This is a genomic window from Spirosoma endophyticum (assembly GCF_900112365.1).
Classification (GTDB): domain Bacteria; phylum Bacteroidota; class Bacteroidia; order Cytophagales; family Spirosomataceae; genus Spirosoma; species Spirosoma endophyticum.
This window is the reverse complement of record NZ_FOLQ01000001.1, coordinates 880,380-897,207: the sequence shown is the minus strand read 5'-3', so window position 1 is coordinate 897,207 and position 16,828 is coordinate 880,380. Positions and strand designations below refer to the sequence as shown.

At 49.2% G+C, this 16,828-nt stretch carries 17 protein-coding genes; 7 read left to right on the top strand and 10 right to left on the bottom strand.

The window, feature by feature from the left end; genetic code table 11:
- The first annotated feature begins 60 nt into the window (after nucleotides 1–60).
- The 3 genes from BM202_RS03485 to BM202_RS03475 all read left to right on the top strand — a co-directional run bounded on the left by BM202_RS03485 (nucleotide 61) and on the right by BM202_RS03475 (nucleotide 3,198).
- The gene (locus tag BM202_RS03485) at nucleotides 61–1,665 is read left to right on the top strand and encodes a sensor histidine kinase (RefSeq protein ID WP_093823053.1); all 1,605 of its coding nucleotides are present in this window, start codon (nucleotides 61–63) and stop codon (nucleotides 1,663–1,665) included.
- Nucleotides 1,643–2,686, top strand: coding sequence for a response regulator (locus BM202_RS03480; protein ID WP_093823052.1), 1,044 nt, complete (start codon nucleotides 1,643–1,645; stop codon nucleotides 2,684–2,686). The genes BM202_RS03485 and BM202_RS03480 overlap by 23 nt, the downstream gene beginning before the upstream one ends.
- Before the next feature lie 107 nt (nucleotides 2,687–2,793).
- Nucleotides 2,794–3,198: a hypothetical protein gene (locus tag BM202_RS03475; protein WP_093823051.1), complete on the top strand. Its 405-nt coding sequence runs from the start codon at nucleotides 2,794–2,796 to the stop codon at nucleotides 3,196–3,198.
- A gap of 93 nt (nucleotides 3,199–3,291) precedes the next feature.
- Here BM202_RS03475 and BM202_RS03470 read toward each other — a convergent pair whose 3' ends face one another.
- The gene (locus BM202_RS03470; protein WP_177236492.1) at nucleotides 3,292–3,687 is read right to left on the bottom strand and encodes a hypothetical protein; all 396 of its coding nucleotides are present in this window, start codon (nucleotides 3,685–3,687) and stop codon (nucleotides 3,292–3,294) included.
- 43 nt (nucleotides 3,688–3,730) lie between these two features.
- Nucleotides 3,731–4,270 (bottom strand): hypothetical protein, encoded by a 540-nt coding sequence (locus BM202_RS37075; protein WP_177236491.1) that lies wholly within the window; start codon nucleotides 4,268–4,270, stop codon nucleotides 3,731–3,733.
- 189 nt (nucleotides 4,271–4,459) lie between these two features.
- On the opposite strand from BM202_RS37075, the gene BM202_RS38085 reads away from it, so the two are divergent.
- Nucleotides 4,460–4,828, top strand: a complete 369-nt coding sequence (locus tag BM202_RS38085) for a universal stress protein (protein WP_245776504.1) — start codon at nucleotides 4,460–4,462, stop codon at nucleotides 4,826–4,828.
- Here BM202_RS38085 and BM202_RS38080 read toward each other — a convergent pair whose 3' ends face one another.
- A complete protein-coding gene (locus BM202_RS38080) occupies nucleotides 4,829–4,969 on the bottom strand; it encodes a hypothetical protein (RefSeq protein WP_245776503.1) in 141 nt (46 codons plus the stop codon).
- A gap of 12 nt (nucleotides 4,970–4,981) precedes the next feature.
- On the opposite strand from BM202_RS38080, the gene BM202_RS38075 reads away from it, so the two are divergent.
- Nucleotides 4,982–5,287: a universal stress protein gene (locus BM202_RS38075; protein WP_245776502.1), complete on the top strand. Its 306-nt coding sequence runs from the start codon at nucleotides 4,982–4,984 to the stop codon at nucleotides 5,285–5,287.
- 47 nt (nucleotides 5,288–5,334) lie between these two features.
- Here BM202_RS38075 and BM202_RS03460 read toward each other — a convergent pair whose 3' ends face one another.
- The 6 genes from BM202_RS03460 to BM202_RS37070 form a co-directional block, all read right to left on the bottom strand.
- Nucleotides 5,335–5,670, bottom strand: coding sequence for a LytR/AlgR family response regulator transcription factor (locus BM202_RS03460; protein ID WP_093823050.1), 336 nt, complete (start codon nucleotides 5,668–5,670; stop codon nucleotides 5,335–5,337).
- 186 nt (nucleotides 5,671–5,856) lie between these two features.
- Nucleotides 5,857–6,960, bottom strand: coding sequence for a phosphopantetheine-binding protein (locus BM202_RS03455; RefSeq protein ID WP_093823049.1), 1,104 nt, complete (start codon nucleotides 6,958–6,960; stop codon nucleotides 5,857–5,859).
- The gene (locus BM202_RS03450; RefSeq protein WP_093823048.1) at nucleotides 6,957–7,367 is read right to left on the bottom strand and encodes a hypothetical protein; all 411 of its coding nucleotides are present in this window, start codon (nucleotides 7,365–7,367) and stop codon (nucleotides 6,957–6,959) included. Before BM202_RS03450 ends, BM202_RS03455 begins: the two co-directional genes overlap by 4 nt.
- The gene (locus BM202_RS03445) at nucleotides 7,367–7,744 is read right to left on the bottom strand and encodes a photoactive yellow protein (RefSeq protein WP_093823047.1); all 378 of its coding nucleotides are present in this window, start codon (nucleotides 7,742–7,744) and stop codon (nucleotides 7,367–7,369) included. Before BM202_RS03445 ends, BM202_RS03450 begins: the two co-directional genes overlap by 1 nt.
- Before the next feature lie 49 nt (nucleotides 7,745–7,793).
- Nucleotides 7,794–10,901, bottom strand: a complete 3,108-nt coding sequence (locus BM202_RS03440) for a PAS domain-containing protein (protein WP_093823046.1) — start codon at nucleotides 10,899–10,901, stop codon at nucleotides 7,794–7,796.
- A 516-nt stretch (nucleotides 10,902–11,417) separates the two neighbouring features.
- Nucleotides 11,418–11,735: a hypothetical protein gene (locus BM202_RS37070; RefSeq protein WP_177236490.1), complete on the bottom strand. Its 318-nt coding sequence runs from the start codon at nucleotides 11,733–11,735 to the stop codon at nucleotides 11,418–11,420.
- Nucleotides 11,736–11,789: 54 nt separating this feature from the next.
- On the opposite strand from BM202_RS37070, the gene BM202_RS37065 reads away from it, so the two are divergent.
- Entirely contained in the window at nucleotides 11,790–11,963 is a 174-nt protein-coding gene (locus BM202_RS37065) for a BON domain-containing protein (RefSeq protein WP_177236489.1), read from the top strand.
- 161 nt (nucleotides 11,964–12,124) lie between these two features.
- On the opposite strand, the gene BM202_RS03430 is transcribed toward BM202_RS37065, so the two are convergent.
- Nucleotides 12,125–12,604 carry a pyridoxamine 5'-phosphate oxidase family protein gene (locus tag BM202_RS03430; protein ID WP_093823044.1) on the bottom strand — a complete coding sequence of 160 codons (480 nt, stop codon included), beginning with the start codon at nucleotides 12,602–12,604 and terminating at the stop codon, nucleotides 12,125–12,127.
- 642 nt (nucleotides 12,605–13,246) lie between these two features.
- Between BM202_RS03430 and BM202_RS03425 the strand changes: the two genes are divergently transcribed.
- On the top strand, nucleotides 13,247–16,816 hold the full coding sequence (locus BM202_RS03425) for a patatin-like phospholipase family protein (RefSeq protein WP_143100626.1): 3,570 nt from the start codon (nucleotides 13,247–13,249) through the stop codon (nucleotides 16,814–16,816).
- Nucleotides 16,817–16,828 lie beyond the last annotated feature (12 nt).

Here is a 16,828-nt window from a genome sequence, read left to right as displayed (position 1 = left end):
TGATGTAATTTGCCGAAAGAAATCGCTACCTGGTCATTCACTTCACGAACTACTTATTTCATGCTAACCAGTCTATCTACGAATGCGTTGATGAACCTGATGTTCGAACATGATGCTGATTTTCTGGGGGTATACGATACGCAACAGGATCGGTACATCCGTATCAACCAGGCTGGTATTCGGATGATGGGGTACACCACCGAACAACAATTGCTGGACGTAAACAACCCTTTCTTTCGCAGCCAGCCGCTATCCAGCAACGAACGAATTCAGACAATTGCTCAACTGGTTCAGGCGGGTCATTACGATGAAGAAATGGAGCTGGTTCGAGCCGGTGGTGATACGTTCTGGGGGCGTTTGATGATTATGCCTATCGAAGCGAGTCAACTGTCGTTGGTACGTATCACCAACCTGGACCGGTTGCACCGGACCGAACGCGAACTGGCACACAGCGTTCGTCGCTATGAAGCCATTTTCTCCAACGCGACCATAGGCATCATCGTCTGCGACCAGCGTGGTCGTATCGTGTCGACCAACCAGTTAGCCGATCAGTTGCTGGGCTATGCGACCGGTGAATTGGTGTCGATGACCATTGAGCAACTGGTTCCAACGAGCGTGAGTCATTACCACGAAAAGCTTCGGGAGTCGTTCAATGCTAACCCGCAGGTACGGGCCATGGGACACAATCGGGACTTACAGGCGCAACGGAGAGACGGCTCGGTATTTCCGGTTGAAATCAGCTTAAGTTATTTTCGGCTGGAGGATGAGCTGCACGTGGTCGCCTACATCATCGACATCACCTTTAAAAAAGAATCCGAGCGGGAACTGCTGGCCCGCAACGAGCATATTGAACGGCTTAATGCCGACCTGGAGCAGAAAGTGGCCGACCGCACCCATGCGCTGATGAATACGCTCGATCAGTTAGAACTCTCCAAAGATGAACTCTCGAAAGCATTGGCCGCCGAGCGGCAACTGGGCGAGTTGAAGTCCCGCTTCGTATCGATGGCCTCTCACGAATTTCGCACTCCGTTGACAGCCGTACAGACCTCGGCCACGCTGATTGAAAAATACCCCGGTGGTGATCAGCAGGATAAACGCCAGAAACACATCGACCGTATCCGCTCGTCGGTGAAGCAACTAAACGACATTCTGGAGGAGTTCCTGTCGGTGGGTCGGCTGGAGGAGGGCAAAATTGAGGCTCATCCTGTCGCGGTCTATGTAACTCAGTTGGTTGGGGACGTGGTGGCGGATATGACCGGGGCGCTCAAAGCGGATCAAACCATCCAAACCCAACTGGCCTGTCCGGAACCGGCCTGGCTCGACCCGTCTCTCTTGCGAAAAGTGCTGATCAACCTACTCTCAAACGCCGTAAAATACTCCGGGCCTGGCTCGACCGTGACCGTGACGGGGACATGTGCGAATGGTCAGTTGTTTCTATCCATACAGGATCGGGGCATCGGTATATCTAAAGAAGATAAGGAACACCTGTTTGATCGATTTTTTCGGGCCCATAACGTAGCGAATATTCCCGGTACAGGACTAGGCCTGCATATTGTTGCCCGCTACATCGACTTGATGGGAGGGACCCTTGACCTCCAAAGTGAACTGAATCAGGGGACAACTGTAACTTTAACCTTACCTTATGAAAACTATCCTCCTGATTGAAGATAACGACGATATTCGGGATAATACGGCCGAGATTCTGGAACTGACCGGCTACACCGTCTTGACAGCAGAAAATGGCAAGGTCGGTGTCGAAAAAGCCCTGCAAACACCCCCTGATCTGGTCATCTGCGATATTATGATGCCCGTGCTGGATGGCTATGGGGTACTACACATATTCAATAAAAATCCGCAATTGACGGGTATCCCGTTTATCTTCCTGACGGCGAAAACCGAACGTACTGATTTTCGAAAGGGAATGGAACTGGGGGCCGATGATTACCTGACAAAACCCTTCGACGAAAGTGAATTGCTGAGTGCCATTGAAGGGCGGCTGAACCGGTTCCAGCACTTAAGACCGGACTATGATTTGCAGAACGATGGGCTGAGTCAGTTTCTGTCTGACGCTAAAGAGATCGGAAATTTAGCGAGTCTATCGGTTGACCGGAAAGCGCATCTGGTTCATAAGAAACAATTTATCTACACCGAAGGCGATGAACCCACGCGGCTGTATTTCCTGGTATCGGGAAAGGTCAAGACTGTTCGGGCCAACGCCGACGGGAAAGAGTTGATAACGGGTTTTTACAATTCCGGTGAGTTTTTCGGCTACCTCGCCCTGCTGGAAAATGTTGCCTATACGGACTCGGCTGTCGCGCTGGAATCGTCCGAACTGATTTATATTCCGAACGAGGATTTTAAACACCTGCTGCTGGCCAATAAGGATGTAGGGCAGCAATTTATTAAGCTCCTGGCGGGCCACGTGAGCGAACGCGAAGAGCAACTGGTCGGTATGGCCTACAATTCACTACGACGGCGGGTAGCCGATGCACTCCTGCGCCTGCATGATCAGCAAGCACAAGGATTGATTCAACTCACGCGCGATGACTTGGCGGCCGTAGTGGGTACCGCGACCGAGTCGTTGATCCGCACCCTGAGTGAGTTCAAACAGGATGGCCTCATCGAAGTTAGTGGATCAGGTATTAAAGTGTTGCAGCCTGAAACACTGCGCCGGGCCCGCTGGTAACTAACGGGTGAGCACTGATAACAATCAGGTTGGGAGCTAAGCTGGCTCATCTGCCAGGGCAGGTGGGCCAGCTATTTTTGTGCGTTATGTAACGCCAGATAATAGCGATGAAAACAGCCTTTTATGCTACAGACTGCTCGGTTGACTCTGCCCTTGCGCTACGTCGCTGGCAAACAGCCAATCCTAATGAATCTCTTCGCCTGACGATTTTGCATTCGTACGACCTCGACGATAGTCTGGCGCTTACCAGGGAAACGTATCGGGCTGCCAAACAACAGGCGAAAGCGCGGCTGGACCAATGGCTGGAGATGCTCACCCAATCGTGGGCTGGCGAACTCAACCCAGAAACGCTGCTGGCCTCGCCTGAACTGGCTATAACGATGCATTTGCTACTACGTTCGTATGACTTTCTGTTGCTCGATGAACAGGTCATTTCTGAAACGATCCTACATCAGACGAAAGTAAAGGTCTGTCGGTTAACGGATCATGAACTTTGCCTGCTAACCATCTAGCACAACAATTGCACTGAGGCCTGTTTGCTGCTGCATAAGGGTGAGGAGAGCCGCCAGTTTTTCGTACGTGTTCAACTAAAGCCATACACGTTTCTATCCGCAGGCAGGTAATGGCTCGGCAAGTATTGCTGACTCCTGAGGAAGTGAATACAGCTTTTCGTAATACTCGGTTGCCATCCGGTTAAAATCGAAATAGAGCAAAATATCACCCATACTGGCTCTAAGAATACGGAGCCATTGGTCCGGCTTTTCGTAATACATCGGCAAAATGATTGTTTCCAGCAACGTGAACAAGTTGTCTGCATCGAAGGCGTCCTGCTCGTGAGCAGGCCAGGTAAGATCCGCTTCAGGTAGAACGAAACTATTGATTCCATTCCGGGCAAATTCGGGTATCCAGCCGTCGTTGGTTGAGCAGTTGATCGCTCCGTTCATGGCAGCAGTCATGCCGCTGGTGCCGGAGGCTTCGCGGGTGAGCTTTGGGGTATTCAACCATAGGTCAGCCCCCTGTTTGAAGAGTTTTGATAGATGCCACTCATACCCAACCAGCACCGAACAGTTGACATACTGGCTGGCCAGGTGAACGTACCAATGCTGGCATAATCGAACGGATAAGGTTTGTGGGCTTCCGATTTTGCTGCTGGTAAAGTCGATAAAAAGCCAGGGCAAACAGCAGCGAGGAGGGGAACCCAGATCCTAATCCCAACGGAGCGATGGCGACGCAGAAAACCAGCCCGCCCAGACAGCCCATCCGAAACCAGTCACCTTTTATAAACATGGAGAACGCAATCAGGATCTGACCAACGCCGATACTGAGTACGATTGGTATCGTAAAGTCGTCGAACAGACCAAGAATAAATCGCCGGTAAATGGGTATGGCATAATCGGCATAGCTCTGGTAGACCCAGGGCGTTTCGAGCGCGTTTCGAATGTTAACAAACGCGGCTATACTAAAAAGCAGAAAGAAAAGGACTCGGGTAGTGGCAGGCCAGCGATACGTGCCGATCAGTTGCGTTACTGAAAAGATGTTCACCACTACGTAGGCGATAGTCAGAAGCGTGTCCAGTGTCTCCATGATTAATTGGGGGTTAATCCGCAGTTCAAATCTTTAATCCGGACCAAAACTACACTTGGTCCAGCCAGCATACCCGGAGCCAGGTCAGGTCTGAATGTGATATAAATCAATAGATTACGTAGTAGTCGTCCGGTTGCGGGAGGATACTAGTAAGTTCCTTTGTCCCAGTCATCTAAAATTTGCCTACGTATGAATACGATTGTTGTTCCAACCGATCTGGGTCCTGAAACAGACGTGGCGCTATCGGTAGCCGTTGCTCTTGCCAGAACGAACCGATCTAGGATACTTCTGCTGCATTCCGTGGTTTATCCAATGCCCGTATCTGCTTTCGTGGATGCGACAAGGGTTGCCGCGAACCTGACGGTAGCAGAATGCCAGGAAATAGAACGGGAGGCTAGAACCAAATTAGATCAATTTGCCGCCAATAGCCAGCACCAAGGCGTAACCATTGTTCCCACGTTACTGACCAACGGTCAGGGACTCATTCACCATGTTACGGATGCTCCTGCCGATCTGATTGTGATGACCTCGGAGGGGGCGTCCGGTCTGGAAGAATAGCTATTTGGTTCGAATGCGGAAAGCATTGTTCGGTACGCGCACTGCCCGGTACTCATTATAAAGAATCCCGCTGCTCATTTCCGCCCGGAAACTATTGTCTATGCCGTTGACCTGGATGACCGCCTGAAAGCGGTTCAGCATTATCCATTTCAGATGGGCGAGCGGGGCCTGCATCAGTTTCTGTACGTGCTGACGCCGACTGATAGCCGTGTTCCGGAAGGTATACGCGACTGGGTCAATGAATTTGCGACTGGCAAAGGTATTACGGAGTTTACCTGTACGATACGTCAGGCGAAGAATGTGCCGGATGGTATTATCGACTTTGCTGACGAGGTAGATGCAGATCTGATTGTGTTATTCACGCATGGCTATAAAGGAATACGGCACTTTCTGTCGGGGAGTGTCGCCGAGGATGTGCTGAATCACACAACCAGACCCGTGTTGGTTATGCCTGTGTGAGTAAATAAATAGGAAATCCCTTATTTATATTAATCAAATTCACCTACTCACATGGCTTCCTCGATCGGCCCGTGAGGAAACAAGCTTATGAGGAGAGGAAGATAAGTCCTGGAAACGGCTACAACTTTGCCGTTGACTAGATAAACCCATCCCCATCGACCTTTTGTATACGCTAATCGATGGACGTAGACAGAATTGACAATGGCCGAACGATGTACCCGTACTAAACCGGCGAAGGAGGTAAAGTAATTAAGGGGCTTGGTCACCAGACTAACGCACCCATCAACATGATGGATGCGGGTATAGTTGGCCTCACCTTCCATCCAAAGAATGGAATTAATAAGAACAGGGCTTTCATAGCCTGGTAACCGGATATGAGTCATGGAAAGATTAATGAATGATATACCGACGGACTAAACCCCTAAGCGATTGTAGCGAATTGACTCCGATCAGGCGTTCCTGGCAAACCAGATCATTGAACAGGTAACAAGCCTGACACTGCATAATTCAATTTTTATTCAGGGATGAAGTCGTCTCAAGGGCAACAGGCTTTGCCTTTTAAGTCCGAATTAATACAGGTACACATGTTTAGGCATTTCGGGAGCGCTCAATTGATCCCGAAGCCAGCGCAGGCAGGCATCTCTAGTTGATTCTGTATGAGTTCGCAGCCGAATAGCACTATATAATTCCCGGCTGCCTGATTCCGCCTTGGCATATACGTCGCAGTCAGCGACCAGTGGACAGGCTTCGATGATCCGCCGAATATGAGGTAGATAGACATTGACGCCCGCAATAGATATGGACTCGTCGAAGCGGCCCAAAAGCCGGATGGACCGGTCCGTCACCCGTTCGAGTCGATCAGGGACGTAGTAGCTAACACCGGTGTCGGAACGCACAATGGATGGCGGCTCTCCCGCCAGTAGCGTTACGTAGGGAAATAAAGTAAACGGGTCCTCATAGTGACAACGATAGGCTATGCCACCCGTATCCGACGACCCATAGATTTCCGTCAGGAATACGTCCGCCTGATTGAGTTGATTGAACAGACCGGGTGACATAGAGGCAGTTGAGCTTATACCCTGGCAGGAAACCAGCGTGCCCTGCCCCAGCGATTGATACAGTAACTCCCAGGTGAAGGGCGTACCAATGATCAGGGTATTGGCGCTAATATCCGCCACTGTTACGTCAGCTCGTAACCGCAGGGGCCGCTCCCAGAGCGCGGGCAGCAAAATGGTATAAATGAATCCATAGATGTGACTAGCCGCCACTAAACTGACAACCTGATCGGGCCGGGGAATGAGCTGCACTAGATAGCGAGCTTCAGCCAGCAGAGATATCAGGCTGTGCCGCACGGGAGCCGCTTGTCCGGTGGTACCCGATGTACGGAAGGTCAGCGTGTCATCGATCTCAGTACGTGCCCGCAAAATACAATTCGTCCAGTGGTCCAGTCGGGTGCTGGCCAGCAAATAGTTGTCGGCTGACGTTGCGAAAAGGCCAAAAAATTCATTCAGGTGAGCCGCCAACTCCATCCGTTGCAGGGAATCCATACCCAGATCGCGGTACAGGTCCAACGTGGGCGAAACCCCCGTTGGTCGTCCGGCATGGGGCTGTTGTAGAATTCGGCCCGCCATGTCGAGAACAATCCGTTGCACGTTACCCGAATTCCAGATCATGAGCGTTGGTGAAGAAGATTAACTTTTGTTAATAAATCCGTTAAGTCTTCAAAGAAAATCAGCAGGCTGTCGGACGAGATTTTCTCTACCGTCAGGCTGAACTGCCGCTCAATCAACGTGGAGTCTATCATAAGCCGAATGCGGTAGGGCTCCTGTTCGATGATCATACCGAATTCGGGCTTGAAGTTGGTAACGGCCCGTCCAACCGACGGCAGAAAGCCGGTTAACGTATCCAGCAGGTTGTCGCCGGACAGGCCCAGGTGGGCCACCATCGGCATCATCAACTGAACCGCTTTTGGATTCAGTTGATGAATAAACCCCTGCGCATCGACCCTGGCCATGGCCACCGGCGACCGATGAAAAAGCGGTAATAGCTTCAGGAGCTGCTGTTGCGCGTTCACTTCCATCAGGCAATAGACTTTCGATCCACCAGAAAATATTGATAGCGACTCGCAGGCGATTTTAGCAGCCGTAAGCGGACCTTAACCGGCTCACAGATGTAAGTCAGGATATAGTCTAATTCCTCATCCAGTGACGGTTGGGCATATTTGGCCGCAATCATCCGGTTGTTGGCACAGGGCGCGATCTGGGTGAAATAATATTTGCCCAGGGCATATTCTTTTGTAATGCCAGTGATATGCGACTCCGATTTGCCGTAGGCGACCACCACCCCTTCCCGGCTCATGCGAACCAGCCCAAAAGGAGCCTCTTCCACTTGTTCATTAGTTTGTTGTTCCAGCAATTCGAGCAGGTCCTGATCAGAAAAAGAGAGTGTCCGGTTCACGTTTATTAGGTTAAAAAGAGGAAGGTATGAGAGCAGTATTTACGACTTACTACGTTTGGGGAATGGGGAGATAGACGCTGAAGGTAGCTCCCGCGCCTGGTTGGCTGGTGGCCGTCAGGGCACCCCGGTGGTTTTCGACCACCTTCTGGCAAATCGCCAGACCGATGCCCGTACCGGCATATACATCTTTGCCATGCAAGCGTTGAAAAACCTGAAAAATCCGGTCCAGATACTTTTCATCAAAACCTATTCCGTTGTCGGTTACATTGATTTCCTGAAACAAGGTGGTTTCCCCAGTTTCAATCGTAGGAGTAATGGTATGACGGACCGAAACGGGCAGATGCTTGGCAGTTACTGTACGGCAGTTAATCTGAATCTGGGGAGAAACATCGTGGCGACGGTACTTGAGGGCATTTGACAGCAGGTTGTGAAACAGTTGCACTAACTGCCCTTCGTCACCCTGAATGACCGGCAAATCTCCCCATTCGATACGGGCACCTGACTCCTGCACAACCGTAGAAAGATCGTCCAGCGCATGGTTGAGCAGGTAAATTAGCCGGATGGGTTTTACCTGAACTAGTTGGGTAGACAAGCGGGAGTAGGTGAGTAAATGCTTGATCAACCTGGACATCCGCTGGGCTGCTCCCTGCATCCGGCCAATGATATCCTGAGCCGTTTCATCCAGTACCTGGACGTAATTGGTAGCCAGCATATCGCCTAACGACTGAATCTTACGGAGCGGCTCCTGTAAATCGTGGCTGGCCACGTAGGCAAATTTCTGGAGGTTCTCATTACTCCGGTGCAGGTTTTGATTGGTATGCTCCAGTTCCTGCTGTTGACGTTTGAGTTCGGTTACGTCCAGAAACGTAAAGAGTACCTGATTGCCATGCCGTACCAATGACGACTGAAACCAGCCCCGTATCCCATCACTAAAAAAGGGAAGTAGCCATTCTTTGGGCTGGCCAGTTTCAGCCACGTCAACCAGAAAGGCAAAAAACTCCTGTCCCTGATCACTGGGGAAATACTGCCTGAACCGCTGTCCGATCAATTCGCTGTCTGATCGACCCGTCAGCCGACGTTCGGTTTCATTCACTAGTACGTACGTAAAATCGACTATCGGGCCGGGCTGCCCATCTATTGTTGGCTGCCGAACGGGTTCATACAGGACGATACCAGCCGGTTGGGCATTGATGACCAGATGCATTAAATCGGCCTGGTGCTTTTGGGCAAGTTGCACCTGATGCGCTTCGGTGACGTTGATATAGCTCATCAGTACGCCGTCGCCAACCCGGATGAACTGGGCATCGAACCAGCCATCGCTGGCTTCTACGTAGTCCGTGAACATCATCCGCTGCGTTTGGCCCGTCTCGATAGTTTCCCGAAGGCTTGTTTCCAGCGGTGTTCCGCAGAAACGGGGAAAAAGACGTAGTAGATCCTGACCTAGCAGGGTTTCTGGCGAATGTCCTGTCGTATAGGTATCCATCAGGTTACTCAATCGGTAGCGAAAGTCAATTAATTGGTGCTTATCGTCTCGTACGGCCTCCCAGAACACTAACCCCGCAGGGGTGTTATCGATAATGGTCTGAAGAAGTTCGCTATTGCTTTGTAATTGATGAAGAATCTGCTGTTCGACTGTTTTCTCCTGAATGGTGAGTACCAGGCCATCCCCGTATTTTACGGCTGATAAATCGTACCAACCTAACTTATTGCCGTAGTTAAACTCCGTCTGTGTCCTCAGTGGATAGCCAGTCGTAACGACCTCAACGTAGCGGTCCAGCAACCCTTTTTCCCTAACCTGCGGAAATACGTCCAGCATGGTGCGGCCCAGCGTCTGTTCGTCGGTTCGGCCCGCAAGCTGCCGTTTTGCTTCGTTTTGTAGGACGTAGCGAAAATCGACAATTGTCCCCGTAGAATCCCGTATAGAGTCAAAAGCCAGAATGGCATTTTGGGAACCACTGAGCACCGAATCAAGCAGTTCCGTCTGGTGGTGCTGCGCCTGCTTTAGCGGGGTGATGTTGGTGAAACTAACAATCAGTTGCTCACCGGTAGGAGCCATGGATAACTGATACCAGTGGGCGGAGGAATAGGCAGCCAATTCCAGCTCAATCACCTGTGTTTTGCCACTTTCGAGAGCTGCCAGTCCGCTTTTAAGTAGTTCTTCGGCATTCGTTTTCGACAGAAGCCGGTTGGTAAACTGACCAACTGTTTGGGAGGCTGACAGGCCGATCACTTCTTCAAAAAGGGAATTAACCCGTACCACCTTGAAATACACCTGTCGGTTACCAACACTGTTTTCGTACGTAACGGGTGTGAGAACGGCGATCCCCACCGGTATTCGCTCCAGCAGATCATCGACCAACTGAGCCTGCTGGCGCGCCTGCTCCTCCGATTTTTTCAGGGCTGTAATATCGGTATAGCTCACTAACACGCCCCGCTCGACACGAACGATTTTAACATCCCGCCAAATATCATATTCAGGGTAATAATGTTCCGAGGAAAATAGCACACCCGTTTGCCAAACCTGAACATAGCGATCAAAAAGCCCATTGATTTTGGTGGCCGGGTACATTTCCCAGAGCGTCTTTCCCACTAATTCTTCACCCAGCGAGCCACTCATTGTCCTTCCCGCCTTATTGAGCATGACAAGCCGAAAGTCACTGGGCTGGCCATGGTTGTCCAGGATAACTTCAAAGACGGACAGGCCGTTGGCTGCTTCATTGAAGGCCTGTTGCAATAGCGTAGCGCCAGATTCAGCCGTATCGTCTTCGTCGGACGTTTGGGGCATTTCCGTATACGTTATGAGTAAATTATGAAGTATCGGAACAACCGATACCTCAAAGAGGCTGGGTATAGACTGGCCCGCCCGAACGCTGGTGATCTCGAACTGATCCGGTTGTCCGGTGCTGACAACATCCCAGTAGCGGTCCATGGCTTCACGGCCCGCCAGGTGGGGAAAAAAGTGACCGAGTGACTGCCCCAGCACTTCACGCACTGGACACGTCAAGTCCTCCTGGGCTGCTGCATTAATGGATGTCAGAAACAGGTCGAGTCGTCCGCCTTTAAGGCTAAAAATAGGCTGAAGGACCAATACCCCATTTGGAGAGGCCATCAATACGCTTTGTACTAATACGGATTTGTCTAGGACAGAATTCTCCATGGAAGTTTAAGGGTTTACATAAGGCGCAGTAAATACATCACCCATTTTTTTATTTAGCCTTTGTCGGGAGGTGGATGAGTATGTAGCGGCTGATAAATCAGCTATTCAGCAACCTTTATATATTGAATAATTGCTCAAATAACTCATGAGATAAGGGAAGATTTGGGTTTGAGTTCGTAGGTATAGTTGCCCATATATAGAGAGAGGTAAAAATTAAGTAATTATACTTATAATATCATTACTAGTTAATAAAATATTATTCATTGTAACAGATTGTTATATAGACTATTTATAAATAATTATACTATATATATCTATAAGCAACTAGTTATAATTAACTAATTGGTAAAGTGTTTGTCCGTTGGCCTTTACCCGCAAATTAATGGCGACGCCCTACCAGTATAGCAAAGCCATCCTACACTATTGGACCCAAATCAGAAATTGAAGCAGCACTGTCCTAATCGAGACAGACCATAAAACAAGGTGAGCAATTATCGATCGACTTATTCAACTGCTTCAGTCAGACAGGATATACGTGATCGCCGTTGATAGGCCATTAACCTCCCGCTCAAAAACCAATAAGCCCGTGCCGGGCTGATCAGATAGTCGATCTCCTACATGAGGTAAAACGCCAAACGCATCATAATACTGGTGAATGGAGATCATCCAAAGACCTAACCGCCTGAGCCAATATTGATTGACAGCCTCATCCTCATACCAGTTTTTGCCGGGTGCGTTCCGGTTTATAAGGAGTTGAAGTTTATCATGGAGACTAAAATAGATCTTCCATCCATTTATGAGCCAATCATCCTGCGGAATGAGGTCAATCAGCATATCTCTAGTTCGTGCCTCTGTTCTTTTGACTGGCACAGTCAGGTGCCTCAGTCCATGGTTAAGGTACAACGCGGATGTGTAACGCTTGAGGGCGATGTGGACTGGAATTATCAGTCACAGGCCGCTGAACGAGCGGTCGAAACTATTTCGGATGTTAAGGGTGTATCGAATCTGATTCGGGTTAAACCTCAGGTAATTGCCCAGTTAATAAGTTTAGACTTTCGCTAGGAGCCGTGCCACCGCTGGCGGACCATGGTTATTCCGGCAGTTAAACTGAACCGTGGCACGACGCCAGGCGAAAAGCCTGACGTTATGTAGCGTATAGAGTGAAGACGGCGGTTGACATTGTTTTACTACGTCCCTATCTAAGGACGTAGTGGCTTGTACGATTACGCTGTATGGTCCTCAACAATTTGATGGAAGTCGAGAGAACGCTGGTAACAACGGCCCGTTTTACTTACGATCCGAATCCGATACACAACGGGATATACGACTTTATGCCCAACTGGAGCCTCGACACCCGGATAGCCAAATCGTTCGTCGGCAAAGACCGGGATTTTTCGTTGTCGCAGAAAAAAAAGGGCATCATCCCGGTCGTCACCCAGCAATTCTTCGTAAACCCCCTCAATGACTACGCTCCGCCAACTACCCTGGCCGACTGCCTCGTCGATTTCAAACGCCACGTTCGGATTTTTGTGCAACAGTTGCGTTTTGGTGCCCTGCCGGGTCAGCCCATAAATAAAGTGCCCGTCGTAGTAATACATCACCGGTTCAATCAGAATCCGGTTTTCGGCAGCACAACCAAGCCGACCGAAATACTGATTGACCAGCATCGTCTCGATCACATCGGAGGTTAGTTCGCTTAGCATGACGTCAGGTAGCGGGCTGTTTTATATGGAACCGCTACCCTAAAAGTAGACCTCTGGTGGCCCATAGTGAATGCTGACGGTCAGTCAGACAGCTGATTATCGACAGGCGAACAGGATTCCATTTTTCCGCAGAAACGCTACGTTCTGAAACTTGAAAAAGTACAAAAACTCTACTAGACAAATCTGTATTTAAATTGTAAGGGCGCCACCAGCAAAATATTTTCTAGAACAGGCTATTTTATCTATTGGCATGGCCTTATCACAACGTACAAATCAGCTATCAGGGACGTTTACAAAACAACTTGCTTTCTGGGATCACACACTCAAATACGGGAATTTTCCCATTGCGTTGTTGGAGAGGTTGGATGAAGGTTTGTATTCTTAGTCGGGTCTTGGCCAGCGAGTAAGAGTACATTAATGGTGGCACACCAGATTGATAGGAATTGGGTTTGACCTTATACTTTTTAACCTGACACATCTAGTAATCTACGTAGCAAAAAGACAGGTTTCAGTAAAAGCTAACCCCCGAATGTAACCGCGCACGTAATCTGATTTTAGTTACTCTTCAGACATCCTCATTTTGTTCAACAACCCCAGGTTTAACAACCCGGTTATTTTCCCAACCCTTAACTGCACCCCGCGATGAATGCCATTGTTGACCTAACGGCTCGGGCTGTTTCAGTGATTACCAGTATACAGACATCGCTCTTAAGAGGTTCGATTACCCAAATCGGTAACTATGAAAGGAGAAACTACCCCGTAAAAAACAGCGTGCTGAATATTCCTCCAGAGGAATTTGGTTCAACGTTGAACCAAATTATTCATCTTGAAGAAAACGTACAACTGGGTGAATCCAGAAAATCTAAAGAAGACAGTTTTCGCTTACGGGCGGTGGAACTGGTGTGGATCAGCAAACGGGCGGTGGATGTACCTGTGTGCGTAGCCTATACGACCACGTTGTGCGTATCCCTTCACCAATGGATCTGGAATAACTGGCGAAGGGGCATAAACGATATGTTTGATGAATTTGGGGCCTATCCGACGCCGTTCAACTGGCGTAAAGTCATAAAGGCGATTTTATATGAACACCCTGAAGAACGAGTGCAGTTAGCGTTGGCTTTGCAATACATTCCAATAGAAGTTGTCCTGGCGCTGGGCGGGGGCGGTTATGAGGCACAGGCACAACGGATTTTGCAAATGTGGCATGTGAGCGATTCTGACCAAAAAAGCCTGTTGAGCACCGACGAAATTAAAGTCCTGAGCCGGTATGAACAGCTTGAGGAAGATTCGGCGGTCGATGCGGAAACACTCCTGCAAGTTGACGATAAGCGGATTGAGTACCTGTTGAAAAGACAGGTACCGTTGTCGTTCGAGGAAGTGTTTAAATCGGAGCTGGAAGAAATACAGAAAAACCGCGTTTGGCGCAAAAACGAACTACATATAACGGAGCCTGGCTATGTCTCGACCATAAAGACAAAGGGCAATTCGCCTGTGCAAGACCCTTTTCAGAAGGGCGGGGAGATGGACCTCTATGCATTGGCTTTCTCGGGTGGTGGCATTCGTTCCGCTACGTTTAACCTGGGCGTTTTGCAGGGATTAGCCAACCACAACCTGATCAACAAGTTTGATTATTTATCCACCGTCTCGGGGGGCGGCTATATCGGCAGTTGGCTGGCCGCATGGATAAAAAGAGACGGCTCTGTGGTTAAAGTTACCAACCGGCTCTGCACGGACAAATCGCCCAATCCACTAGGCGAAGAATTGAGGCCTATCCGGTGGCTCAGGATGTTCAGTAACTACCTGGCCCCCAAGTCCAGTATCATGTCTGCCGATGCCTGGACGGTGGGTATAACCTGGTTACGAAATACCCTGATGAACCAGATTGTCATCTTTCTGTTGCTACTTGCGGTGCTGTTCCTGGGCAATTTATTATATGAATTGTGGCTGAACGACTTTTCGTGGCAGAATACATCGTGGCAGTACGTGCTGAGTGCGAGTGCGATTCTGTTGATACCCGTATCGCTGCTGGCCGGTTGGGGTATGCAAATCTATTCAACTGAAGCCATCCGGTTTGTAGGTATTCGAAGAGAGCACACCAATAAACTAAGCAAGTTGATTATATGGATCGGCGCTGTAGTCGCCTACCTACTTAGTGCCTGGTTGTATTCGCGTGCAGATCCTTCGACATTCAGCAAAATAAAGACGTTGTTTCCCGCTACGGTCATAACCTTTATGGCTTTATTCCTCGTTGCCATTTTGGGCAAATACAATCAGGGCATTCGAAGTTTTGGGAATAGCTCTTCGGGAACTTGGGCTATTTTAATTTTGTCCACCTTGATTGCTACCGCAATCGGACTAGCCTGCCTCGTTGCCGCATGGACCATCCTGGAACACATTGAAGCGGCAAAAACCTATTTTGTTGTATCGGACAATGGTGTTGATAAGGTCGTTTATATAGACGATCAGCTTCAATTTATTTTCGGATTGCCGCTGGCACTGGAAGTATTCAGCATCACGGTGGTTGCCCGAATGGCGTTGCTTGGTAAATATTTTCCAGACGAGCGAAGGGAATGGTGGGGCCGGATGGGTGCTTACGTTCACCGTATATCTTTCCTGTGGATTCTAATTGCTACGTCCGCCCTGTTAGGCAAGTTATTTGTCGGTAGTCTGTTTGAAAGTAAGTGGGTGATTGCCGCTACGGGCGGATGGGTGGCTTTGATTGGCTCTACGGTAAAAGCCGCGTTCAGTATTAAAACGTCGAAAGAGACCGGGTCAACGAATACTTTCTCCCAGTTCCTGAATGTACTCAGCTTAGCGGGCCCTTATGTGTTTGCCCTGGGCCTGTTAATATTTCTGCCGGGGTTGATCCCGCCCGCTCTATGGCTGGCCAATAAAGTAATTAACCTGTTAGGCGGGCAAATGCCTGATGACGCTCACGGGTACGTACACCTAAAAAACTTAGCCCTTATGTTGATCTGCTTTCTAGCGGCTTATCTACTGGCCAGGCAGATTGGCGTAAATGAATTTTCAATGTATCATTTTTATCGCAACCGGTTGGTGAGGGCTTACTTGGGGGCTACCCGCCGAAGCACGGACCGCCAACGAACGGCTAACCCCTTCACAGGGTTTGATAATTTAGACGATGAGAAACTGAGTAAGATGCGTAACGAGTATGGTTATTACGGTCCATACCCAGTGCTGAACACGGCCCTTAACGCTTCGCAAGTGACCGATCTGGACCGACAAGACCGGATGGCTGAGTCGTTTATATTCTCACCCTTATTTTGTGGGTTCGACTTTAGTATGATAAAAGCTTCGGCCAATGGAATGACTAAATCATACGATTACGCTTTTCGTCAAACGGAGCACTATGCGTTTAAAGACGGTGGGCCCACTATCGGCACCGCTATGGCCACTTCGGGGGCTGCGGTTAACCCGAACCAGGGTTACCACTCTTCCGCTGCCACCGCTTTTTTATTGACCGTATTTAACGTTCAATTGGGACGATGGATCGGGAATCCTCGAAAAAGCACCTGGCAATCGTCCGATCCAGGATTTGGCCTGGGGTATATCATCAACAACCTTATGGGGAAAACCAATACCCGTAACGATTTCATTGCCTTATCGGATGGCGGTCACTTCGATAACATGGGCTTATACGAAATGGTACGCAGACGATGTGCCTTTATTGTTGTTTGCGATGCAGAACAGGATGATCAGTTCAGTTGCGAAGGAATTGCCAACGCTATTCGACGGTGCCGAATCGATTTTGGGGCAGAGATTGACATCAACCTGCTCCCAATTACGAATAGAACTGACGGAAGGTTTTCGGCCGCTAATTATTCGCTGGGGAATATTTCGTATGCCGGCGATAAAAAACCTACCGGAAAATTGCTGTACATTAAATCGTCAATTATAGATAAGGGCCTGCCCATTGACGTTCGGGAGTACGCAATGAAAAACAAGACATTTCCACATCAATCTACGGGCGATCAATTTTTTAACGAAGAACAATTCGAGAGCTACCGAAAACTGGGCTTTTATATCGCAAGTTGTGCGTTTGATGACAATGAGGTAGTAAAAGCGTTTAACCTGTCGGGTCGGTCCGCTTTGTCACCAAAAACCACTGACTCAACAGGCTTGGTTAGCCTGGTTTTGACAAGGTTGACTAAACGTGCAGGTTTTGCCGTTAAGCGATCCACCGGTAAATAATTCGTCTACCAA

Excerpts from the sequence above, each read along its gene's own strand:
- BM202_RS03425 (WP_143100626.1), top strand. The coding sequence starts at position 13,247 with ATGAATGCCATTGTTGACCTAACGGCTCGGGCTGTTTCAGTGATTACC.
- BM202_RS03485 (WP_093823053.1), top strand. The coding sequence starts at position 61 with ATGCTAACCAGTCTATCTACGAATGCGTTGATGAACCTGATGTTCGAA.
- BM202_RS03430 (WP_093823044.1), bottom strand. The coding sequence starts at position 12,604 with ATGCTAAGCGAACTAACCTCCGATGTGATCGAGACGATGCTGGTCAAT.
- BM202_RS03480 (WP_093823052.1), top strand. The coding sequence starts at position 1,643 with ATGAAAACTATCCTCCTGATTGAAGATAACGACGATATTCGGGATAAT.
- BM202_RS38085 (WP_245776504.1), top strand. The coding sequence starts at position 4,460 with ATGAATACGATTGTTGTTCCAACCGATCTGGGTCCTGAAACAGACGTG.
- BM202_RS03460 (WP_093823050.1), bottom strand. The coding sequence starts at position 5,670 with ATGACTCATATCCGGTTACCAGGCTATGAAAGCCCTGTTCTTATTAAT.
- BM202_RS03475 (WP_093823051.1), top strand. The coding sequence starts at position 2,794 with ATGAAAACAGCCTTTTATGCTACAGACTGCTCGGTTGACTCTGCCCTT.
- BM202_RS37065 (WP_177236489.1), top strand. The coding sequence starts at position 11,790 with ATGGTTAAGGTACAACGCGGATGTGTAACGCTTGAGGGCGATGTGGAC.
- BM202_RS38075 (WP_245776502.1), top strand. The coding sequence starts at position 4,982 with ATGGGCGAGCGGGGCCTGCATCAGTTTCTGTACGTGCTGACGCCGACT.
- BM202_RS37070 (WP_177236490.1), bottom strand. The coding sequence starts at position 11,735 with ATGCTGATTGACCTCATTCCGCAGGATGATTGGCTCATAAATGGATGG.
- BM202_RS38080 (WP_245776503.1), bottom strand. The coding sequence starts at position 4,969 with ATGCTGAACCGCTTTCAGGCGGTCATCCAGGTCAACGGCATAGACAAT.
- BM202_RS03450 (WP_093823048.1), bottom strand. The coding sequence starts at position 7,367 with ATGGAAGTGAACGCGCAACAGCAGCTCCTGAAGCTATTACCGCTTTTT.
- BM202_RS37075 (WP_177236491.1), bottom strand. The coding sequence starts at position 4,270 with ATGGAGACACTGGACACGCTTCTGACTATCGCCTACGTAGTGGTGAAC.
- BM202_RS03440 (WP_093823046.1), bottom strand. The coding sequence starts at position 10,901 with ATGGAGAATTCTGTCCTAGACAAATCCGTATTAGTACAAAGCGTATTG.
- BM202_RS03455 (WP_093823049.1), bottom strand. The coding sequence starts at position 6,960 with ATGATCTGGAATTCGGGTAACGTGCAACGGATTGTTCTCGACATGGCG.